18 protein-coding genes and 1 pseudogene are annotated in these 22,657 nt (G+C 61.8%); 6 read left to right on the forward strand and 13 right to left on the reverse strand.

Translation table 11 applies throughout. The features are described 5' to 3' along the window. Positions 1–23 precede the first annotated feature (23 nt). The 6 genes and pseudogenes from iscA to FNZ07_RS25390 all read right to left on the reverse strand — a co-directional run bounded on the left by iscA (position 24) and on the right by FNZ07_RS25390 (position 3,723). The gene (gene iscA / locus FNZ07_RS25365; RefSeq protein WP_091014251.1) at positions 24–347 is read right to left on the reverse strand and encodes an iron-sulfur cluster assembly protein IscA; all 324 of its coding nucleotides are present in this window, start codon (positions 345–347) and stop codon (positions 24–26) included. Between the two features lie 101 nt (positions 348–448). Then, positions 449–865 (reverse strand): Fe-S cluster assembly scaffold IscU, encoded by a 417-nt coding sequence (gene iscU, locus FNZ07_RS25370; RefSeq protein ID WP_091014254.1) that lies wholly within the window; start codon positions 863–865, stop codon positions 449–451. Between the two features lie 50 nt (positions 866–915). Further along, a complete protein-coding gene (locus FNZ07_RS25375; RefSeq protein WP_091014257.1) occupies positions 916–2,139 on the reverse strand; it encodes an IscS subfamily cysteine desulfurase in 1,224 nt (407 codons plus the stop codon). Positions 2,140–2,200: 61 nt separating this feature from the next. Beyond that, on the reverse strand, positions 2,201–2,731 hold the full coding sequence (gene iscR, locus FNZ07_RS25380) for a Fe-S cluster assembly transcriptional regulator IscR (protein ID WP_091014260.1): 531 nt from the start codon (positions 2,729–2,731) through the stop codon (positions 2,201–2,203). 124 nt (positions 2,732–2,855) lie between these two features. Then, a pseudogene (locus tag FNZ07_RS25385) lies at positions 2,856–3,355 on the reverse strand (low molecular weight protein-tyrosine-phosphatase). A gap of 131 nt (positions 3,356–3,486) precedes the next feature. Continuing rightward, positions 3,487–3,723: a hypothetical protein gene (locus FNZ07_RS25390; RefSeq protein WP_091014772.1), complete on the reverse strand. Its 237-nt coding sequence runs from the start codon at positions 3,721–3,723 to the stop codon at positions 3,487–3,489. Between the two features lie 263 nt (positions 3,724–3,986). On the opposite strand from FNZ07_RS25390, the gene FNZ07_RS25395 reads away from it, so the two are divergent. Then, a complete protein-coding gene (locus tag FNZ07_RS25395) occupies positions 3,987–4,514 on the forward strand; it encodes a hypothetical protein (RefSeq protein ID WP_091014267.1) in 528 nt (175 codons plus the stop codon). A gap of 16 nt (positions 4,515–4,530) precedes the next feature. Here the strand turns inward: FNZ07_RS25395 and FNZ07_RS25400 are convergent, their stop codons facing one another. Together FNZ07_RS25400 and FNZ07_RS25405 are read right to left on the reverse strand one after the other, a co-directional pair. Beyond that, a complete protein-coding gene (locus FNZ07_RS25400; RefSeq protein WP_091014270.1) occupies positions 4,531–5,943 on the reverse strand; it encodes a lactate utilization protein B in 1,413 nt (470 codons plus the stop codon). A gap of 56 nt (positions 5,944–5,999) precedes the next feature. Beyond that, positions 6,000–6,722 carry a (Fe-S)-binding protein gene (locus FNZ07_RS25405; protein WP_091014276.1) on the reverse strand — a complete coding sequence of 241 codons (723 nt, stop codon included), beginning with the start codon at positions 6,720–6,722 and terminating at the stop codon, positions 6,000–6,002. 189 nt (positions 6,723–6,911) lie between these two features. Between FNZ07_RS25405 and FNZ07_RS25410 the strand changes: the two genes are divergently transcribed. Continuing rightward, positions 6,912–7,733: an IclR family transcriptional regulator gene (locus FNZ07_RS25410; protein WP_091014281.1), complete on the forward strand. Its 822-nt coding sequence runs from the start codon at positions 6,912–6,914 to the stop codon at positions 7,731–7,733. 105 nt (positions 7,734–7,838) lie between these two features. Here the strand turns inward: FNZ07_RS25410 and pbpG are convergent, their stop codons facing one another. Further along, complete coding sequence (gene pbpG, locus FNZ07_RS25415) at positions 7,839–9,038, reverse strand: D-alanyl-D-alanine endopeptidase (protein WP_143098099.1); 1,200 nt, start codon at positions 9,036–9,038, stop codon at positions 7,839–7,841. 746 nt (positions 9,039–9,784) lie between these two features. On the opposite strand from pbpG, the gene FNZ07_RS25420 reads away from it, so the two are divergent. Then, the gene (locus FNZ07_RS25420; RefSeq protein WP_091014287.1) at positions 9,785–10,357 is read left to right on the forward strand and encodes a phasin family protein; all 573 of its coding nucleotides are present in this window, start codon (positions 9,785–9,787) and stop codon (positions 10,355–10,357) included. Between the two features lie 172 nt (positions 10,358–10,529). Here FNZ07_RS25420 and lpdA read toward each other — a convergent pair whose 3' ends face one another. From lpdA to aceE, 3 genes are all read right to left on the reverse strand, one after another. Continuing rightward, positions 10,530–12,320 carry a dihydrolipoyl dehydrogenase gene (lpdA, locus tag FNZ07_RS25425; protein ID WP_091014290.1) on the reverse strand — a complete coding sequence of 597 codons (1,791 nt, stop codon included), beginning with the start codon at positions 12,318–12,320 and terminating at the stop codon, positions 10,530–10,532. Positions 12,321–12,447: 127 nt separating this feature from the next. Beyond that, positions 12,448–14,091, reverse strand: a complete 1,644-nt coding sequence (gene aceF, locus FNZ07_RS25430; protein WP_091014293.1) for a dihydrolipoyllysine-residue acetyltransferase — start codon at positions 14,089–14,091, stop codon at positions 12,448–12,450. A gap of 74 nt (positions 14,092–14,165) precedes the next feature. Further along, the gene (aceE, locus tag FNZ07_RS25435) at positions 14,166–16,859 is read right to left on the reverse strand and encodes a pyruvate dehydrogenase (acetyl-transferring), homodimeric type (RefSeq protein WP_091014297.1); all 2,694 of its coding nucleotides are present in this window, start codon (positions 16,857–16,859) and stop codon (positions 14,166–14,168) included. Positions 16,860–17,137: 278 nt separating this feature from the next. Between aceE and fixL the strand changes: the two genes are divergently transcribed. From fixL to folD, 3 genes are all read left to right on the forward strand, one after another. Then, a complete protein-coding gene (gene fixL / locus FNZ07_RS25445; protein WP_091014300.1) occupies positions 17,138–19,651 on the forward strand; it encodes an oxygen sensor histidine kinase FixL in 2,514 nt (837 codons plus the stop codon). Continuing rightward, a complete protein-coding gene (fixJ, locus tag FNZ07_RS25450; protein ID WP_091014303.1) occupies positions 19,648–20,292 on the forward strand; it encodes an oxygen response regulator transcription factor FixJ in 645 nt (214 codons plus the stop codon). Before fixL ends, fixJ begins: the two co-directional genes overlap by 4 nt. A gap of 290 nt (positions 20,293–20,582) precedes the next feature. Continuing rightward, a complete protein-coding gene (gene folD, locus FNZ07_RS25455; protein WP_091014308.1) occupies positions 20,583–21,440 on the forward strand; it encodes a bifunctional methylenetetrahydrofolate dehydrogenase/methenyltetrahydrofolate cyclohydrolase FolD in 858 nt (285 codons plus the stop codon). A gap of 31 nt (positions 21,441–21,471) precedes the next feature. Here the strand turns inward: folD and FNZ07_RS25460 are convergent, their stop codons facing one another. Next, positions 21,472–22,605, reverse strand: coding sequence for an acyltransferase family protein (locus FNZ07_RS25460; RefSeq protein ID WP_091014774.1), 1,134 nt, complete (start codon positions 22,603–22,605; stop codon positions 21,472–21,474). Between the last annotated feature and the right edge of the window lie 52 nt (positions 22,606–22,657).

Below are 22,657 nucleotides of genomic sequence, written 5' to 3' on the forward strand. Positions count from 1 at the left end.
CCTTTTTGCCGCGCCCCGCGGACTTATACGCGGAACGATTCGCCGCAGCCGCACTCGTCCTTCACGTTCGGGTTATTGAACTTGAAGCCCTCGTTCAGCCCTTCGCGCGCGAAGTCGAGTTCCGTGCCGTCGATATAGGCAAGGCTCTTCGGATCGACAATGATCTTCACGCCGTTGCACTCGAACACTTCGTCTTCAGGCGCGAGCTCATCCACGTACTCGAGCTTGTACGCAAGCCCCGAGCACCCGGTCGTACGCACGCCGAGCCGCAACCCGACGCCCTTGCCGCGGCGTACCAGGTACTTCTGCACGTGCTGTGCTGCCTTTTCCGTCAACGTAATTGCCATAGCGTTTCTCATTGCTCCACTTCGCATCGTGACGCCGGATACGAGACCCGGTCACACGTGCCACAGCCCTGCCAACCCGTATCGGCCTTCAGACCGCGCGCTTACGCCGCCTGCTTGTCGCCTGTTGCTTCGGCTTCGCCGCCGTGACGCTGGCGGTAATCCGCAACGGCTGCCTTGATCGCGTCTTCCGCGAGGATCGAGCAGTGGATCTTCACCGGCGGCAGCGCGAGCTCTTCCGCGATCTGCGTGTTCTTGATCGACATCGCCTGATCCAGCGTCTTGCCCTTCACCCATTCGGTGACGAGCGAGCTCGAAGCGATCGCCGAACCGCAGCCGTACGTCTTGAACTTCGCGTCTTCGATCACGCCGTCCGCGCCGACGCGGATTTGCAGCTTCATCACGTCGCCGCACGCCGGCGCGCCGACCATGCCGGTGCCGACTGCATCGTCGTCTTTCGCAAACGAACCAACGTTGCGCGGGTTTTCGTAATGGTCCAGAACCTTGTCGCTATAAGCCATGATTACACTCCTTGATTCGTTTCAACCTGCATTCGATCCTGCGTAGCGCGTCAGTGCGCGGCCCACTGGATCGTCGAAATATCGATGCCGTCCTTGTGCATTTCCCACAGCGGCGACAGGTCGCGCAATTTCGCAATCTTCGACTTCAGCAGGTTGATCACATAGTCGACGTCCTGCTCGGTCGTAAAGCGGCCCACTGTGAAGCGGATCGAGCTGTGCGCCAGCTCGTCGTTGCGGCCGAGCGCGCGCAACACATACGACGGCTCCAGCGAAGCAGACGTGCACGCCGAACCCGACGACACCGCAACGTCCTTGACCGCCATGATCAACGACTCGCCTTCGACAAAATTGAAGCTGATATTCAGGTTGTGCGGAACGCGCTTGTCCATCTCGCCGTTCACGTAGACCTCTTCCATCTCCGACAGGCCGCGCAGCAAGCGGTCGCGCAGCATGCGGATGCGTTCGTTTTCGGTCGCCATCTCTTCACGCGCAATACGGAACGCTTCGCCCATACCGACGATCTGATGCGTCGCGAGCGTACCGGAGCGCATGCCGCGCTCGTGGCCGCCGCCGTGCATCTGCGCCTCGATCCGCACACGCGGCTTGCGACGCACGTACAGCGCACCGATGCCCTTCGGACCATACGTCTTGTGTGCCGAGAACGACATCAGGTCGACCTTCAGCTTCTGCAGATCGATCTCGATCTTGCCGGTCGCCTGAGCAGCATCGACGTGGAAAATAATGCCTTTTTCGCGGCAGATTTCGCCAATCGACGCGATATCCTGAATCACACCGATCTCGTTGTTCACCGACATCACCGACACCAGGATCGTGTCCGGGCGCAGCGCGGCCTTGAACACGTCGAGATCGATCAGACCGTCGTCCTTCACGTCGAGATAGGTGACCTCGAAGCCTTCGCGCTCGAGTTCGCGGCAGGTATCGAGCACGGCCTTGTGCTCGGTCTTCACCGTGATGATGTGCTTGCCCTTGCTCTTGTAGAAGTGCGCCGCACCCTTGATAGCGAGGTTGTCCGATTCCGTCGCGCCCGAGGTCCAGATGATCTCGCGCGGATCGGCGTTGACGAGCGCTGCGACGTTTTCGCGCGCTTCCTCGACGGCACGCTCCGCATCCCATCCGTACGAATGGCTGCGTGAAGCGGGGTTGCCGAACTGCTCGCGCAGATACGGAATCATCTTGTCCACCACGCGCGGGTCGACCGGGGTCGTCGCGCTGTAGTCCATATAGATGGGCAGATGGGGGATATCGTTATTCATCAGTTGCTCCGGGGACATATTTGTTCTGGACTCTGCATTCCGGGTTCGCTCTATGGCGTCCTCAGGAACCGGCCATATTGAAAACAGAATTCGGTCCTTTGGGCACCGCGCGCACCGTTTCGGTCGCGGGCGCCTCGCTGCGCCTGTCGCGCAGCACAGCAGGCGCGCTTTCACGCGAACGCTGCTGGTCGACCAGATCTTTCAGCGACACCGAATCGAGGTACTCGACCATCTTCTGGTTCAGCGTCGACCACAGCTCATGCGTCATGCAGTGGCCGTCGTGCTGCTTCGTACCTTCGCAGGTGCCCTTGCCGCCGCATTGGGTCGCATCGAGCGGCTCGTCGACGGCAATGATGATGTCCGCAACCGTCACGTTCTCCGCGCGGCGGGCGAGATTGTACCCGCCTCCGGGCCCGCGCACCGACTCGACGATCTCATGACGGCGCAACTTGCCGAACAGCTGCTCAAGGTAGGACAGGGAGATGTGCTGGCGCTGGCTGATACCCGCAAGCGTCACCGGGCCCTGCTCCTGGCGCAGTGCCAGGTCTATCATCGCCGTGACGGCGAAACGGCCTTTCGTGGTGAGTCTCATAATGGTGTGGGAGTCCGCAATTCTCGACAATTTTCGTCAAGTATAAATACATGAGCGTTTTAGTCAAGTATCCCTATCGCGAATTGGGTCATTACTTAACAAAACCCGTTTTGAACCAGTTGAACTATGTCCGGAGCAACTGCGGCCGCAATGCCGCCACCAGCCCGCGGCACGCCGCTTCGCACTGATCGAGCACCTGCTCGAAACCGGCCGCGCCGCCGAAATAGGGGTCGGTGACCTCACGTGCCCCCGCCCAGCGGCGGTCCGTTTCCGGCACGAACTCCATCAGCAGGCGGATCTTGTCGCGTTGCGCGGGCGGGCAGAGCTTGCGCAGCGCGCTCACATTGGCGTCGTCCATCGCGATCAGCAGATCGAACCGCTCGAAGTCCGCCACATCGATCTGCCGGCCCCGCAGAACCGACAGGTCGTAGCCGCGCTGGCTGGCCGCACGTTGCGCGCGCTCGTCGGGGCTTCGTCGACATGCCAGTCGCCCGTACCCGCCGAATCGACGTGGATGCGCTCGCCAAGCTTCGCTTCGATGAGTTGATGCCGCATCACGCCCTCGGCGGTCGGGGAACGGCAGATGTTCCCGAGACAGACAAAGCAGATGGCGATTGTTTTCATCGGGCGGCTATTGGATGGTCTTTGTGCGGCTACGCCGCAGAGGTGAAATACAGCTAAAAATAAGTGCCGCGATTATACAAAGGTCCACACAGACGTGCCCGGTGCTGCCCGCACCGGACACGTCTGTACTATCAGGAAGAAGCAGGCAGCGGCATTGCCACTGCGCGCATCGGTTTCAGGGGCGTGCCTGCATCGTCGTCGACGAGCCCGAACGATACGGTGCGTGCCAGTTCGGCAGTTAGTTGATTGGCCGCGAGCGGCGCCTGCGATGTGCGCGATCCCACTTCGCTACACACATGAAGCACGGCCGCCGTGGCGAGCGGTACAACGATGGCCAGTGGCCAGTACATCGATATTGTCTTTCTCATGATGCTCTTCTCTTCGGTCGACGCCAGGAGTTCGTGACCCACTGCGCCTCAGTTAAATCATAAACGGAGAGGCAATCCGGAAAAACCCGTGTAACCAGAATACAGTGTTGCGTCCGCACGAACAGTGACGCTCCGGCGGCAACGCCCTTCGCGATCGGGAGCGGGAGCGGGATCGCGGTCGAGAGAAAACTTACAAAGTCATACAGACGTAATGAGGTTGTCAGTGGAAAATCAGGACAGACCTTCTCTTCCGGACTGCATCGATGCCCTTTCACCTGAAACGTCTCGCTCCCCTTGCCGGCCTCGCACTTGCCGCGCTGCTGGGTGGATGCGCCGCCTACCCGGACGGCTCACCCGTGTATGGCGACTATGGCAATCCGGGTTATGGCGACGGTGCACCGTACGGCGGCGTACCGGTGCAATCGAATGTGTATCTGGGCTACGGCGGTGGCGGCTATTCAGGACCGTCGTACTACGGTGGGCGCGGTTATGGCGACCGGCCCTACTGGAACGGCAACGACCGGCGACGTCCCGACGACGGCGGCTGGCACAGACCCGACGGAGGCGGACAACGCGGCGGGCAGCCGCAAGGCAATCCGCAAGGCGGTGGATGGCACGGCAATCCCGGCAACGGGCGCCCGAACAACCCACCGCCACAAGCCGGCAACGGCAGAGGAAATGGCGGCCGCGGAAACAGCGGCAGCGCCTGCGGCAATTACGGTAACAACTGTGGCGGCGGCAATGGAGGCAATGGGAACAATCAGTGGACGCCGCTGGGCAGGCAGCACTGATCGCACCCCGCAGCGCTCAACCGATATGGCTGCGCTGCGCCTTATATAGCTCGCGGAACGTCCGTCCGACCGGCGCCGGCATATCGCGTGTATTGGTCCAGCCGCCGCCTAGTGGCAACCGGGCGATCGCGCGCTTCTGCCCGCCCATTTTCTCGAGCACGCGCACAGCAAGTTTCGTGAGCAGCGCGTATGCATCGGGATGTAGCACGAGATATCCCCACACGGCGAGCCCGACCCGCTCACGCCACGGGCGCAACCGCCGCTCCACCTGTTTCTCGCGCAACTTGCGCAGCAGATCGGAGAGCGGAATCCCCACCGGGCAGACGCTGTTGCATTCGCCGCATAGCGTCGCGGCCTGCGGCAGGTCGAGCGCATTGTCGATACCGACATAGCTCGGCGTCAGCACCGACCCCATTGGCCCCGGATAGACCCATCCGTAAGCATGGCCACCGACCTTCTGATACACCGGGCAGTGATTCATGCACGCGCCGCAGCGAATACAGCGCAGCATCTCCTGAAAGTCGCCGCCGATCAGCCCCGTCCGCCCGCCATCGACAAGCACGACATACATATGTTCGGGCCCATCCTGATCGTCGGGTCCACGCGGGCCTGTGAGTAGCGAGAAATAGTTCGACGTTGCCTGGCCGGTCGCCGAGCGCGGCAGCAGCCGCATGGCCGTGGCGAGATCTTCGAGCGTCGGCAGGACCTTCTCGATGCCCGTAATCGCGACGTGCACGCGCGGCATCACCGTGCACATGCCCTCATTGCCTTCGTTGGTGACGATCGCCACCGACCCCGTCTCCGCGATCACGAAGTTGCCGCCCGTCACACCCATGTCGGCGGTCATGAAATGCGGGCGCAGCACCTCGCGTGCTTCGCGCGTCATCGCAGGGATTTCCGTGAGTCGCGGCCGCTGATGCGTCTTCGCGAACAGATCGGCGATCTCGTCCTTATCCTTGTGCACGACCGGCGCAATGATGTGGCTCGGCGGCTCGTTGTCGTTGATCTGCAGAATGTATTCGCCAAGATCGGTCTCGATGGATTGCACGCCCATTTCACCGAGCACCGCATTCAGCCGCATTTCCTCCGACACCATCGACTTCGTCTTGATGACCTTCTTCACGTCATGCCGGCGCGCGATGTCGGCGACGATCTGCGCTGCCTGCTGGGTCGTTTCCGAGAACAGCACCGTGACGCCGCGGCGGCTTGCTTCGCGCTCGAAGGTTTCGAGCCAGACGTCGAGGTTCTCCAGCGCGCGGTCGCGGCGCGCTTTCAGCGCGTCGCGGGTGGCCGCGAAATCGATCGCGGTGATCGCTTCGGCACGCGCGGAAACGAACTTGGTCGACAGCTTCGTGAGGTTCTGCTGCAGACGCTGATCGGCGAGCTTCTGGCCTGCGCGCGCCTTGAACTGCATCGATTGAACTTGCATGGCGGCCCTGAAGAAATCGTGGAAGACGTAAAGATGCGAGTGCAGCCGCGCGACGATCAGGTGTCGCCAGCGAGTACCTGGGCGATATGCAGCACGCGCGTCGTCGTGTCGCCGGTGCGACGCAGACGGCCCTCGATATTCAGCATGCAGCCGAGATCGCCCAGCACCACCGCCCCCACACCGCTCGCGCTGATGTTCGCGCATTTCTCGTCGACGATCGCCGTGGAGATGTCGCCATACTTCACCGCAAACGTGCCGCCGAACCCGCAGCAGTGCTCGCAGCCCTTCATCTCCGTAACGGGTACGCCGGCCTGCGCGAGCAATGCGCGCGGCTGTGTCTTGACGCCCAGTTCGCGCAAGCCCGAACACGAGTCGTGATACGTCACTGCCCCCTCGAAACCGACGTCCGTCAGTTCGATCTTCGCGACATTGATGAGGAAATCGGTCAGCTCGAACACCTTCGGTCGCAGCCGGTTATAGCGGTTCATCAACTCGGGATCGTCGCGGAACAGATCGCCGTAATGCGCGCGGATCATGCCGCCGCACGATCCGGACGGGACCACGAGATAGTCGAACTGTTCGAACTCGCGCACCGCTTTCTCAGCGAGATCGCGCGCGATGCGGCGCTCGCCGGAGTTGTAAGCCGGTTGCCCGCAGCAGGTCTGTGCGGGTGGCACGATCACCTCGAAGCCGGCGCGTTCGATCAGCTTGATCGTCGAGAAGCCGATTTCCGGGCGCATCAGGTCGATCAGGCAAGTGACGAACAATCCGACTCGCATGGGGCCTCCTTCGGGGGAACGTTACCGATTATGCGTTGTTTGATACGCGATGATACGCGACACGCACGGCGGACATACGCGCCGGAGGAACCGCGCAGATTCGAATGCCGCCTCGGATGGCGTTCGCTTTTTTCACCATACGAGATACAATCAATTTCCGCTGTTTGACGCGTCAACTGATTATTCCCCATGAGCGAAACGAACCCGGATCCCAAGACTTCGATCCAGGTGATCGAGCGCATGATGCGCCTGCTGGATGCCCTCGCGGCGCACAGCGACCCGGTCAGCCTGAAAGAACTTGCGCTGCGCACCGAGCTGCATCCTTCCACGGCGCACCGCATCCTCAACGATATGGTCACGTGCCGGCTGGTCGACCGCTCGGACCCGGGCACCTATCGGCTGGGCATGCGGCTTCTCGAACTCGGCAATCTGGTGAAGGCGCGTTTGTCGGTGCGCGATGCGGCGTTGATGCCGATGCGCGAGCTGCATCGGCTGACCGGGCAAACAGTCAACCTGTCGGTACGCCAGGGCGACGAGATCGTGTATATCGAGCGCGCTTACTCGGAACGCTCGGGCATGCAGGTGGTGCGCGCGATTGGCGGACGCGCGCCGTTGCATCTGACATCGGTTGGCAAGCTGTTCCTCGCCGCAGATGAAGCCACGCGCGTACGCGCCTATGCGACTCGCACCGGTCTGTCGGGCCACACGCAGAACAGCATCACCGACCTCACCAAACTCGAACGCGAACTGACACACGTGCGCCAGCATCTGTACGCACGCGATAACGAAGAACTGGAACTGGGCGTGCGCTGCATCGCCGCGGGTATCTACGACGATACCGGCAAGCTGGTTGCGGGACTCTCGCTGTCGGCCCCTGCGGATCGTCTGCAGGATTCGTGGCTCGGTCAGGTCAGCAAGACGGCGTTTGTGATTTCGGAATCGCTTGGCTATCACATCGATGCAGCGCAAAAGACGCACAACCTGCACGGTCACGCGCAGCATCCCGCCTAATTCGTTTAACGCAAGCGGCGAAACGAAAAAGAGCCTCGCAATTGCGAGGCTCTTTTGCATGAAGCAGGTCTAACGGCCAGCTCGGGCCGTATCGATTGCAGATTTTCAGGTACCCGTACCGCCGGCATCCGCGCTGGTAATCCGCGCTTCACCACCGTTGTCGAGCCACGTGCGCAGACGCACCGCGTCCGCGAAGCGCGAGTACTTGCCCGACGAATCGAGCAGCACCATGATCATCGGACGGCCATGGATGTTCGCCTGCATCACGAGGCACTCGCCTGCTTCGTTGATGAAGCCGGTTTTCTGCAGACCGATATCCCACGTCGGATTACGCACCAGCGCGTTCGTGCTGCGATACGCAAGCGTGCGCCGGCCCGTGAACACATCGTAGCTGCGATCGGTGGAGAACTCGCGGATCATCGGATATTGATAGGCCGCGTTGACCATCTTCACGAGATCGCGCGCGCTCGATACGTTCTGACTGGTCAGACCCGTCGAGTTTTCGAAATGCGTGTCGGTCATACCGAGTGCTTTCGCCTTCGCATTCATCGCGGCGATGAAGCCCGGGCGGCCGCCCGGGTAGTAACGCGACAACGCCGCTGCCGCGCGATTCTCCGACGCCATCAGTGCGATGTGCAGCATATCTTCGCGCGACAGCACCGAGCCGACGGACAGGCGCGAACCGGTGTTCTTCTCGTAGTCGCGGTCTTCGTCGGTGACTTCGATCTGCTCGGTCATCGACGCTTTCGAATCGAGCACGACCATCGACGTCATCAGCTTGGTGATCGAGGCGATCGGCACAACGGCGTGCGAATTCTTGTCGAACAGCGGCTCAGCAGTGTTCTGGTCCACGACGTAGGCCACGCTGGAGCGCAGCGCGAGCGCATCGGGCGTGTCGTGCAGACCGAATGCCTGGCCGACGGTAGGCGGACGCGGCTCGAATGCGACGCGACGCACCACGCCGTGGTGGCGGCCGTTCATCGTATAGGACACGCGACGCTTCTTCGCGACGACGCGCGGCGCGTCGTCATCGGCCTTGGCGGCCGCCGTCTTCATGGCGGCTTTGGACGAACGCGCGGCAACCTTACCGTTAGTAGCCTTGCCGGCAACGGGCGCCACCTTGCGGGTCGCCTTGGCGGTTTTGGATGCTTTGGGAGATGTAGCCTGAGTCGCGGTCGACGCGGCAAACGCGTCGGCAGGCGCAGCGAACGCCGCGGCGATGACCGCCGAGGCAGCCACCGACAGCGCCATGCTGAGGGCCGCGCCGTGGATCACTTTGAGCGACGAAAACAGGTTGGTTTTCATTGGTGTTCTGGATGGAGCGGCAGGAGTTTTCGCAAGTGTAGTAAAACCGCGAAAAATTAGCAATATTAAGTACTTATCCGTTCTCGTTAAACCTAGGTGTAAGGTTTGATTGAGAAAAGCAAACAAGTTCCTTGTTCAATCGAAAAAAACGATCGCCCGGACCGGTCCGGTCTGGGCACCGATGCCGGCGTCCGGCTTAACGACCGTTCCGGCAAACACTTGATCGGGGGAAACACGGTCAGGCATCGGATCAGTTCCTCAATCCCCTTGTCCAGCATGCCTTTGCGGCCTGACACAGCGCCATCGCGTGTTAAATGACTGCTGTAAAACAGCACAACGCGCGTTCGACTACGCGTGCAAGTTAACGTTCCATGACAGTCGTCGGTTTACGTCGAGCGGGGATTTTATGCCGTTTGTCGAATATTCGCCGGCAACGCACCATAAAGTAGCCATCAAGACCTGTCAGTATTCGCACTACCCCAGTGCAGACGCGGCTTCCAGCCGCATCATCAATCTCCAATGCAAGCCGCATAACGCATTGTTTTATCGGCAAATTCTCGATATTGTGCGACGCACAAAAAGTACTTGACTTCCATTGCGGCCGTCCTAAAATGGGAACCATTGTTGCGATGCACAAACCCTGCGCCAGGCGGTGCATGACCCAAATGTGTGCCGCAATTATCCAGTTCTTGTCGTTAAACCCCACACGGTCTGCGCCCGACGGCCGTAATCCAGGAGCATCAAACATGAGTCTGCTGACCCCCGAGCAATTCGCCGCTGCCCAGAAAGCCAACCTCGAAGCGCTGTTCGGCCTGACGTCGAAAGCATTCGAAGGCGTTGAAAAGCTGGTCGAACTGAACCTGCAAGTCGTGAAGTCGACGCTGGCAGAAAGCCAGGAAAACGCGCAGCGCGCGCTGTCGGTGAAGGACGCTCAGGAACTGCTCGCGCTGCAAGCCAGCCTGGCACAGCCGGTCGCTGAGAAGGTTCTGTCGTATGGCCGTCATCTGTATGAGATCGCATCGGCTACGCAAGCTGAATTCGCCCGCGTTGCTGAAGCGCAATACGAAGAGCAAAACCGCAAGGTGCAAGCACTCGTCGACAACGTCGCGAAGAACGCACCGGCCGGTTCGGAAACCGCTGTCGCCGTGATCAAGTCAGCTATCACCGCCGCTAACACGACGTACGAAACGGTTCACAAGGCAACGAAGCAAGCCGTCGAACTCGCTGAAAGCAACTTCAACGCAGCAGCCGCTGCCGCACAGAAGGCCACCTCGCAAGCTGCTGCTCAAGCTTCGCGTTCGGCAAAGAAGACTGCCTAAGTTTTATGGCTGCGCGTTAAACCGCGCAGTGCAAGTCCTCTCGCAGCAGTAAAAAACCGGCGCACCCTTTGCGGGGTGCGCCGGTTTTTTTACGTCGTTTTTTATGCCGCTTTTAGCGCCCTTACCTGTCGAGGTTCGGGCTTACGGCACTAACGCGTTGCACGCCGTCGCGTTACTTCTTCTTTTGCGGCGGCAGATCGGTACAGACACCTTCATACAGTTCAGCGGCCATGCCAACCGATTCACCGAGCGTCGGATGCGGGTGGATGGTCTTGCCGATATCCGTGGCATCCGCGCCCATCTCGACTGCAAGGCAAACTTCGCTGATCAGGTCGCCGGCATTCAAACCGACAATGCCACCGCCGATCACACGATGCGTCTCTTCATCGAAGATCAGCTTCGTGAAACCTTCATCGCGGCCATTCGCGATTGCGCGACCCGATGCGGCCCACGGGAACACTGCCTTGCCGTACTTGATTCCTTCGGCCTTGCACTGCTCTTCGGTCTTGCCGGCCCACGCCACTTCCGGATCGGTGTAGGCCACCGACGGAATCTGCAGTGCGTCGAAGTAGGCTTTCTCGCCGTGCGCCGCTTCGGCCGCGACGTGTCCTTCGTGCACTGCCTTGTGCGCAAGCATCGGCTGTCCGACGATATCGCCGATCGCAAAGATGTGCGGAACGTTCGTGCGCATCTGCTTGTCGACGTCGATGAAACCGCGGTCGGTTACTGCAACACCGGCCTTGTCGGCACCGATCTTCTTGCCGTTCGGGCTGCGCCCCACGGCGACCAGCACGAGGTCGTAGCGCTGCGGTTCGGCCGGAGCCTTCTCGCCTTCGAACGATACGTAGATGCCGTCCGCTTTCGCTTCAGCGGCCGTGGTTTTCGTCTTCAGCATCACGTTGGCAAAACGCTTGCTGTTGTACTTTTCCCAGACCTTCACGAGATCGCGATCCGCGCCGGCCATCAAACCGTCGAGCATTTCGACGACGTCGATCTGCGAGCCGAGCGTGGCATACACCGTAGCCATTTCCAGGCCGATGATGCCGCCGCCGATCACCAGCATGCGCTGCGGAATCTGCCGCAGTTCGAGTGCGCCGGTCGAATCGACGACGCGCGGATCTTCCGGAATGAACGGCAGCTTTACCGCCTGCGAACCGGCCGCGATGATCGCCTGCTTGAACTTGACGACCTTCTTGCCGCCTTCGGCGACGACTTCGATATGGTGCGGATCGACGAACGTGCCGACGCCCGTCACCACTTCGACCTTGCGCGCTTTCGCCATGCCGGCGAGACCGCCGGTCAGCTTCTTGACGACGCCCGACTTGAAGTCGCGCAGCTTGTCGAGATCGATCTGCGGCTTGCCGAACGTGATGCCGTGCGAGCCGAGTGCCGCCGCTTCGTCGATGACGAGTGCGGTGTGCAGCAGTGCCTTCGATGGAATACAGCCCACGTTCAGGCACACGCCGCCGAGTGTCGAATAACGTTCGACGAGTACGGTCTTCATGCCGAGATCGGCCGAGCGGAATGCTGCCGAGTAACCGCCAGGGCCCGCGCCGAGTACGAGCATGTCGCATTCGACGTCGGCGGTGCCTGAAAAGCTGCCTGCTTGCGGTGCGGGCGCGGCTGCTTTCGGTGCGGCGGGTTGTGCTGCGCTCGCCGCAGCCGGCTTCGCCGCGGCCGCTTGCGGCGCCTTCGCCGGCGCTGCAACTGGTGCCGCCGATGCCGCCGACGTTTCCACCATCGCGATCACCGTACCTTGCGACACCTTGTCGCCCGGCTTGATGCGCACTTCCTTCACGGTGCCAGCGGTATCGCTCGGCACTTCCATCGACGCCTTGTCCGATTCGAGCGTCAGCAGCGACTGCTCTTTCTCGATGACGTCGCCGGGCTTGACGTTGACCTCGATGACATCGACATCCTTGAAGTCACCGATATCCGGTACTTTCACTTCGACGAGACTCATAGTGTCCCCTTCTCCTGTTGATCGCGATCGATCGGGCCGGTGGGTCTAGCGCCTGCGCACGCTGCGCGAAGCGCGACCGGAGCACACCGCTAGCGGCGCTCCGGTCGTACTGGCCTTCAATCGACAATCAAAGAATCACACGCCGGAAATCGGCAAGAATAGACGCCAGATACGCATTGAACCGCGCAGCTTCCGCACCGTCGATCACGCGATGATCGTACGACAGCGACAACGGCAGCGTGAGGCGCGGCACGAACTGCTTGCCGTCCCACACCGGCTTCATCGCGCCACGCGACAGACCGAGAATCGCGACTTCAGGCGCGTTGATGATCGGCGTGAAAGTCGTCCCGCCGATCCCGCCCAGCGATGAAATCGAGAAGCAGCCGCCTTGCATCTGGTCCGGCTTCAACTTGCCTTCGCGCGCGGCCTTCGACAGATCGGCCATTTCCTTCGCGACGTCGACGAGCCCCTTCTTGTCCGCATCGCGGATCACCGGGACCATCAGGCCGTTCGGCGTATCGGCGGCAAAACCGATGTTGTAGTACTGCTTGAAGACGAGGTTGTCGCCGTCGAGGCTCGCATTGAAGGTCGGGAATTTCTTCAGCGCCGATACGCACGCCTTGATCACGAACGCCAGCATCGTGAACTTCACGCCGGCTTTTTCGTGTTCCTTGTTCAGTTGCACGCGCAGCGCTTCGAGCTCGGTGATATCCGCTTCGTCGTTGTTCGTGACGTGCGGAATCATCACCCAGTTGCGATGCAGGTTCGCACCCGAGATCTTCTTGATACGCGACAACGGCTTCGGATCGATCGGACCGAACTTCGTGAAGTCGACCTTCGGCCACGGCAGCAGGTTCAACTCGCCTCCGCCCGCTGCGGCCGGTGCGCCCGCAGCCGGTGCCGCGCGCTGACCGGTCATCACGCCCTTCACGAAGGCGGTGATGTCGTCCTGCGTGATGCGGCCTTTCGGGCCCGTGCCCTGCACACGCGATACATCGACGCCGAGTTCGCGGGCGAACTTGCGTACCGAAGGCGATGCGTGACTTGCGCGCGCGCCGCCTTCGCTGGCGGGAATCGACGGTGCCTGAGCGAGCGCCGACGGTGCCGACGGTGCGGCCGCAGCCGGTGCCGCGGCTGCAGGTGCCGGAGCTGCTGCGGGCGCCGCCGGTGCTGCCGCCGCGCCCTCGCCTTCGAGCAACACGATCACGGAGCCTTCCGACACCGAGTCGCCCACCTTTACCTTGATTTCCTTAACGATGCCAGCGGCCGGACTCGGCACGTCCATGGTCGCCTTGTCGGATTCCAGTGTGACGAGCGATTGTTCCTTCTCGACGCGATCGCCGACTTTCACGGCCACTTCGATCACCGGCACATCCTTGTAATCGCCGATATCGGGCACCTTCACTTCCTGAACGCCGCCACCGCTTGCGGCCGGTGCTGCCGGCGCTGCGGCAGGAGCAGCAGCGCCGGCAGCAGGCGCCGGAGCAGCCGCCGCGCCATTCACCTGCGCAGGCTTCGCGGCTGCAGCTTCCGCCCCATCGAGCACGACGATCAACGTGCCTTCCGACACGGTATCGCCGAGCTTGACCTTCACTTCCTTCACCGTACCCGACGCCGGGCTCGGTACATCCATCGTCGCCTTGTCGGATTCCAGCGTGACGAGCGACTGCTCTTTCTCGACGGCATCACCCGCCTTCACCAGCACCTCGATCACAGGAATGTCCTTGTAATCGCCGATGTCCGGCACCTTCACTTCGATCGCTTGACTCATTGTGGGTGTCTCCTGGGCCGCGCGCGCCTCTCCCATGCGGGGAGGCACGCGCGATGCACGCGGGGGGTGATGCCTTAAACGGTCATCGGGTTGGGTTTGGCGGGATCAAGGTTGTACTTCTTGAGCGCATCGGCAACGACCTTGCGCTCAATCGTACCTTCGTCGGCCAACGCGTTCAGCGCGGCGACGGTGACCCAGTAACGATCGACTTCGAAGAAGTGACGCAGCTTTTCGCGCGTGTCCGAGCGGCCGTAGCCATCGGTGCCCAGCACGACGAAGCGTTGCGGCACGAACGCGCGAATCTGCTCGGTCAGTGCACGCACATAGTCGGTCGATGCGATGACCGGACCTTGCGCGCCCTTGAGCAGCTTCTCGACGTGCGACACCTTCTTTTCTTCGCTCGGGTGCAGCAGGTTCCAGCGCTGCACTTCGTGGCCTTCGCGCGCGAGTTCCGTGAAGCTCGGCACGCTCCACAAGTCCGCAGCGACGCCCCAGTCGTTCTTCAGCAGGTCGGCGGCGGCGATGACTTCGTTGAAGATCGTGCCCGCGCCCATCAGTTGCACGCGCGGCGCCTTCGAATCATCGGCCTTGCGGAACGCGTACATACCCTTGATGATGTCCGCGGCCACGTGCTCGCCCTGCGGGATCGCCGGGTGCTCGTAGTTCTCGTTCATCACCGTGATGTAGTAGTACACGTCCTCCTGGTCCTGCACCATCCGGCGCAGACCGTCCTGCATGATCACCGCGAGTTCGAAACCGAAGGTCGGGTCGTAGCTGATGCAGTTCGGTACCGATGCCGCCCACAACAGCGAGTGGCCGTCTTCGTGCTGCAGCCCTTCGCCGTTCAGCGTCGTGCGGCCAGCGGTACCACCCAGCAGGAAGCCGCGCGAACGCATGTCGCCTGCGGCCCACGCCAGATCGCCGATGCGCTGGAAGCCGAACATCGAATAGAAGATGTAGAACGGGATCATGATCTCGCCGTGCGTCGAATACGACGTCGCGGCCGCGATCCAGTCCGACATACCGCCGGCTTCGTTGATCCCTTCCTGCAGGATCTGGCCGGTTTCCGATTCACGATAGAACATCAGCTGGTCGGAATCTTCCGGCACGTACTTCTGGCCGTCCTGATTCCAGATACCGATCTGACGGAAGAGGCCTTCCATCCCGAACGTGCGCGACTCATCCGGCACGATCGGCACGATGCGTTTGCCGAGCGCCTTGTCCTTCAGCAGGATGTTGAGAATCCGCACGAACGCCATCGTCGTCGAGATCTCGCGGCCTTCGCCGGTGCCCTTCAGCAGCGGCTCGAACACGTCGAGTGCCGGCACCGGCAGCGACTCGGCCTTCTGGCGGCGGGCCGGCAGATAGCCACCCAGTTCCTGGCGCCGCGCGCGCATGTACTCAAGTTCCTTCGAGCCTTCTTCGAACTTGAGATACGGCACGTTGACGAGGTCTTCGTCGGAGATCGGCAGACGGAACTGATCGCGGAATTTCTTCAGCTGGTCGACGTGCAGCTTCTTCTGCTGGTGGGTGATGTTCATCGCCTGGCCAGCTTCGCCCATGCCGTAGCCCTTGATCGTCTTCGCGAGAATGACGGTCGGCTGGCCTTGCGAATTCGACGCTTCCTGGAACGCCGCGTAGATCTTGTGCGGGTCGTGACCGCCGCGGTTCAGATTCCAGATGTCGTCGTCGGACCAGTCGGCGACCAGCGCCTTCAGTTCCGGCGTATTGAAGAAATGCTCGCGCACGAACGCGCCCGACTCCGACTTGTACGTCTGATACTCGCCGTCGACGACGTCCATCATCCGGCGCATCAGCGCACCCGAACGATCGCGCACGAACAGCGCATCCCAGCGGCTACCCCACACGACCTTGATCACGTTCCAGCCGGCACCGCGGAATTCGCTTTCCAGTTCCTGGATGATCTTGCCGTTGCCGCGCACCGGACCATCCAGGCGCTGCAGGTTGCAGTTGATCACGAACACGAGGTTGTCGAGCCGCTCGCGGCCGGCCATGCCGATCGCACCGAGCGATTCCGGCTCATCCGTTTCACCGTCGCCAAGGAACGCCCATACCTTGCGGCCTTCGGTCTTCGCAATGCCGCGCGCCTGCAGGTACTTCATGAAGCGCGCCTGATAGATGGCCATGATCGGGCCGAGGCCCATCGACACGGTCGGGAACTGCCAGAAGTCCGGCATCAGCCACGGATGCGGATACGACGAGATGCCCTCGCCGCCCACTTCCTGACGGAAGTTATCGAGCTGGCCCTCTGTCAGACGGCCGAGCAGGAACGCGCGCGAGTACACACCCGGCGACGAATGGCCCTGCACGAACACGAGGTCGCCGCCATGCTCGGGCGAAGGCGCATGCCAGAAGTGATTGAAGCCGACGTCATAGAGCGTTGCAGCCGATGCGAACGATGCGATATGGCCGCCGACGTTCGTGTCCTTGCCCGCCCGCAGCACCATCGCGATGGCATTCCAGCGCGTGTACGAACGGATGCGGTGTTCGATGTCCTGGTCGCCGGGAATGTTCGCCTGACGCGCGACGGGAATCGTATTGATGTAGGGGGTGTTTGCCGAGAACGGCAGGTGTTCGCCGTGTACACGGGCGAATTCGATCTGTTTTTCGATCAGGTAGTGCGCGCGGTCGGGTCCGATCGCGGAAATCACGCCATTTAGCGCTTCAAGCCATTCGCCGGTTTCCTGTGGATCGTCGTCTTTCTCGGCGGCGACATATTTCATGACTTCGTCGGGTACAGCGGACATGCTTGTCTCCTGAATTAAAGGAATGCTCTTCGGACAGACGACGCGGACACGCCTCACCCGCGGCAGCTAGCTTTGCGCCGATTGTAATGAGTCGCCCGATGTCCGCGCAACAAAATTTTCAAATTACGAGACGCATTCTCACAATGCGGAAAATTGTTGCGGCGCACCTTGAATTGACTGCTCCCTGATCGATACGTCGGGTAGTCTGCTCCGATCAAGAGGACTTTCAGCGTTTTTTTGCAGCATTTGCGCCCGACCCGCTGAGCTACAATGCCGCAATGTTGACCGAACGGCTTTTCGCACGCTCGGCGCGGCCGTCCGGTTCGCCGGCGGACTCGTCGCCGTCCCGCTGGCACCACGGACCGTGGTGGTCGAACTCCTATTTGCTGACGCCGCTCCTGTCGATCCTGGTGTTTCTGATCGTCATGAGTCTGATTCTGTGGAGCCTGAACCGGCGCGAACAGCAGCAACAGGAGGACACGCTCTATCGCAATGTGGCGTGGGCCCAGCAGCAGATCCGCCTGTCGATGACCGGCGCACAGGAACAGATCCAGGCGCTGTCGCGCGACCTGGTCGCCGGCCACGCCGATCCGCATTCGTTCCAGGTATCCACCACCGACATCATGCAGGGGCATCCCGAGATCCTCTACATGAACTGGTACACGAGCCAGCAGCAGCCGCGCTGGCCGAACACCGCGCTGCCGCTCTTCGGCCAGCGGCTCGCCCGCCCCAACGACACGCAGATGGACGAGGCCGTCAAGGCCGCGTTCGCCGATGCGCGCAACTCGCGCCGCCAGGTTTATTCGCCGCTCATGTATGACGACGTCGGCAACGGCTATCTGACGCTGCAGACGCCGGTCTATCGCGACCGCGAATTCCTCGGCACGATCGCCGCGGTGTTTTCGATTGAAGGCATCCTGAAGCACGACATCCCGCCCGAGCTGTCCGCGAAGTACAAGATCTCGATCATCGACGTCAACAACCGCGAGCTCGCCACGACCTCGTCGCGCCCACGTCTGCCGCGCGACGTCTACTACGACCTGCCGCTCGATCCGCCTGGCCAGGGCGTATCGGTACGCGTGTATTCGTTCCCGCAGATGACCAACTTCACGAACAACACGCTCGTGTGGCTGGTCGCGGGGCTGTCGTGCTTCGTGCTGTGGAGCCTGTGGAGCTTGTGGAAACACACGCGCCAGCGCTTCGAGGCGCAGCAGGCGCTGTATGCGGAAGCGTTCTTTCGCCGTGCGATGGAAAATTCGGTGTTGATCGGCATGCGCGTGCTCGACATGCACGGCCGTATCACGCACGTGAACCCCGCGTTCTGCCGGATGACCGGCTGGGACGAAACCGATCTGGTCGGCAAGAACGCACCGTTCCCCTACTGGCCGCGCGACGCGTACCCGGAAATGCAGCGCCAGCTCGACATGACGCTACGCGGCAAGGCACCTTCGTCGGGCTTCGAGTTGCGGGTGCGGCGCAAGGACGGGTCGTTCTTCCACGCGCGCCTGTATGTGTCGCCGCTGATCGACAGCTCGGGCCGGCAGACCGGCTGGATGTCGTCGATGACCGACATCACCGAGCCAAAACGCGCCCGCGAAGAACTCGCCGCCGCTCACGAACGCTTCACCACCGTGCTCGAAAGTCTCGATGCCGCCGTGTCCGTGCTGGCCGCCGACGAAGCCGAGCTGCTGTTCGCCAACCGCTACTACCGGCACCTGTTCGGCATCCGTCCGGACGGCCATCTGGAGCTGTCGGGCGGCGGCTTCGACAGCGGCGAAGCGTCGTCGGATTCGATCGATATGGTCGATGCCTACGCCGGTCTGCCCGCCGCCGCGTTGACCGAAAGCACCGCGGACGCGCAGGAAATCTACGTACAGAGCGCCCAGAAATGGTTCGAAGTGCGGCGCCAGTACATCCAGTGGGTGGACGGCCATCTCGCGCAGATGCAGATCGCCACCGACATCACGACCCGCAAGCAGGCGCAGGAACTCGCGCGCCAGCAGGACGAAAAACTGCAGTTCACGAGCCGCCTGATGACGATGGGCGAAATGGCGTCGTCGCTTGCGCACGAGCTGAACCAGCCGCTCGCCGCCATCAATAACTATTGCTCAGGAACCGTCGCACTGGTTAAATCTGGTCGGACAACTCCCGACAACCTGCTGCCCGTGCTCGAAAAAACCGCCCAGCAGGCCGTGCGGGCCGGCATGATCATCAAACGGATCCGCGAATTCGTGAAACGCAGCGAACCGAAACGCCAGGCCACCCGTGTCGCGGACATCGTCGCGGACGCAGTCGGCCTTGCCGAAATCGAAGCCCGCAAGCGTCGTATTCGTATTGTCAGCGACCTGCGTTCGCGCTTGCCGGTCATCTATGTCGACCCGGTGCTAATCGAGCAGGTGCTGGTCAACCTGCTGAAAAACGCCGCCGAAGCCATGCACGACGCACGGCCCAATGCCGTGGACCCGGTCATCCGCATCGTCGTGCGGCTCGAAAGCGGTTTTGTCTGCATCAGCGTCGTCGATCAGGGTCCGGGCGTCGACGAAGCGATGGCTGAGCGTCTGTTCGAACCGTTCTACAGCACGAAGTCGGACGGCATGGGCATGGGGCTCAATATTTGCCGTTCGATCATTGAATCGCATCGCGGCCGTCTGTGGGTGGTGAACAACGTCGAGTCTGACGGCCACATCACGGGCGCGACCTTTCACTGCAGTCTGCCCATTGGGGAGCCGGACGGCCCGAGCAGTCGCGGGTACGAGGCGCCGACACCACAAACCGTTACGGGAGAGCCATGAATACCCCAGTCACCACACAGGAAACCGTCTTTGTTGTCGACGACGACGAGGCCGTGCGAGATTCGCTGCGCTGGCTGCTGGAGGCGAACGGTTACCGCGTGCAATGCTTCTCCAGCGCGGAACAGTTCCTCGATGCATGGCAACCCGCACAGCATCCAGGGCAGATCGCGTGTCTGATCCTCGACGTGCGGATGTCCGGCATGAGCGGCCTCGAGTTGCAGGAACGGCTGATCGCCGACAACGCGTCGCTGCCGATCATCTTCGTGACCGGCCACGGCGATGTGCCGATGGCCGTCTCGACGATGAAAAAAGGCGCGATGGACTTCATCGAAAAACCGTTCGACGAAGCCGAACTGCGTAAGCTCGTCGAGCGCATGCTCGACAAGGCGCGTAGCGAAAGCACCAGCGTCCAGCAGCAGCGCGCAGCCGCCGAGCGACTCGGCAAGCTGACGGCGCGCGAGCACCAGGTGCTCGAACGGATCATCGCGGGACGGCTGAACAAGCAGATCGCCGACGACCTCGGCATCAGCATCAAGACCGTCGAAGCGCATCGCGCGAACATCATGGAAAAGCTCAACGTCAACACGGTCGCCGATCTGCTGCGACTCGCGCTGTCGAACAAGCCGCAGCCGGCGCAGTAACGCTGCTGCGTTGCACGGCTGACCGGCACAGGCCGGACCGATGAGGTCCGGCCTTGTTTTTTGTGCGCATCGGTCGCGCGGATCCTGTCGATCCCGCTATCGACACACGCGCATACGCAGCGCCACCGCCCATTCCCGTCGACACACATCGGTATAATGGCGCTCTTCGCGCGGGCACCGTTTCGACGCAATTTCTGCGCTGTGTGCTTGGCACGATCCGACCGGTTCATGCGTAAGCGCGCCATGATGTTCACCCTGCCGTGCATTCCGAAGCCCAATCTGACCCGACCATGACAGCCACTTTGATCGACGGCAACGCCCTTTCCAAGACCCTGCGCGCCGATGTCGCCACGCGCGCCGCCGCCCTCACCGCCCGCGGTCACCAAGCGGGGCTCGCCGTCGTGCTGGTCGGCGACAATCCGGCCAGCGAAGTGTATGTGCGCAACAAGATCAAGGCGTGCGAGGACAACGGCCTGTTTTCCTCCTATGACCGCTATCCCGCGACGCTCTCCGAAGCCGATCTGCTCGCGCGTATCGATGCGTTGAACCACGATCCGAAGATCCACGGCATTCTCGTGCAGTTGCCGCTGCCGCCGCATATCGACAGCCACAAGGTCATCGAGGCGATTGCGCCGGAGAAGGATGTCGACGGCTTTCACGTTGCAAACGCCGGCGCACTGATGACCGGCAAGCCGCTGTTTCGCCCATGTACGCCGTATGGCGTGATGAAGATGTTCGAAGCGCATGGCATTGCGCTGAGCGGTGCGAATGCGGTGGTGATCGGACGCTCGAACATCGTCGGCAAGCCGATGGCGATGTTGCTGCTCGAAGCGGGTGCGACGGTCACGATCTGCCATAGCAAGACCCGCGATCTCGCCGCGCACACACGCACCGCAGACGTGGTCGTCGCAGCAGTCGGCAAGCGCAACGTCCTGACCGCCGAGATGGTGAAGCCCGGTGCGACAGTCATCGACGTGGGCATGAATCGCGACGACGCCGGCAAGCTGTGCGGCGACGTCGATTTCGCTGGCGTGAAGGAAGTGGCCGGCTATATCACGCCGGTGCCGGGCGGCGTCGGTCCGATGACGATCACGATGCTGCTCGTCAATACGATCGAGGCCGCCGAACGCGCCGCGGTTCAGGCATAAGTTAGCTCACGCACGAGCGCTCCGCGACATATCAGTTCAGTGCGGTATCGCGCGACGCGATTGCGTTGTGCGTGCCGCCTGCGCCGTTCACCCTCGTCCCCTGCCGCGCAACGTGCCGTCGGCACCATGCAAGCGCCGGCCGCTCCACACCGTGCCACGACAACATCGCGCAGATGACGATCAGTGGTGCGGCAACCGCCAGCGCGGCCACATGATCCAGTTGCGGCGCAACCGCCGCGACACATTGCTGGATCGCGAATCCATACAGATAGATCCCGTACGAATAGTCATGTCGTGGCACCCAGCGACGCAGCAACGGCGTCGTGCCGACCCATAGCACCGCATACACGAACGCCAGATAGAACAGCGACTGTGCCGCAGCCGTGTCGTGGAAAACAAGAAAGACGCCGATCAGTCCGAGTGCTGCGATCCCGTCGATACGAACGCGCTCGCGCAACCCAACCAGCAACATGCCAAGCATGAAAAACGGTTCCGGCCAGAACGAATAGCCGCCAGGCTTTTCGGTGAAATCACGCAGGCCGATCTGCAACGGATCGAGATGCACGTGCAGACCGAACACGACGAGACCGAGCAGCGCCGCGATGACGATGCCGCGATTCGTCGACAGCAGCCCTGCTACGCCGGTTACCAGCACGATCGCGTAGCAGCGCACTTCGAGCGGTAACGTCCAGAGCGGCGCGCACACATCGGGGCCGAAGCGGTTGTGCTCGAACACGCCCGGCAGCACCCAGCCGCGTTTCAGAACGAGCGTCGAGAAGTTGTCGAGATTCGCCCACGTCGCGTGCAGATGAAAGTACGTGGACAGCGGTAGCGCCGTGAATAGCGGCCCGATTGCAAACACCGCAAACAGCGAGCCGGCTGCGACCGCGGGCCAGATCCGCGCGATCCGCAACACGACGAAGCGCAGCGCCGAGCGCTGCCGTACGAAGCTCGTCGTGACGAGCATCCCGCTCAACAGGAAGAATGCGTAGACACCGAAACTGCCTGCGCCGTCGAATCCAAGCGATGCCGCGATCGGGTCGTGCGTGCCATCTCGGGACTGGATCAGGAACGAATGGGAATACACCACGGCAATGGCGGCACACAGGCGCACGAGATCGAAATTATTCCCGTTGCGCGACAGCGAATGCGAAAGCAGATTCATCGCGATGGCGAATGTCGAAGGTTGATTGCTGATGCGCAGTGGCTGGACAGGC

The organism is Paraburkholderia megapolitana (genome assembly GCF_007556815.1).
Taxonomy (GTDB): Bacteria; Pseudomonadota; Gammaproteobacteria; order Burkholderiales; family Burkholderiaceae; genus Paraburkholderia; species Paraburkholderia megapolitana.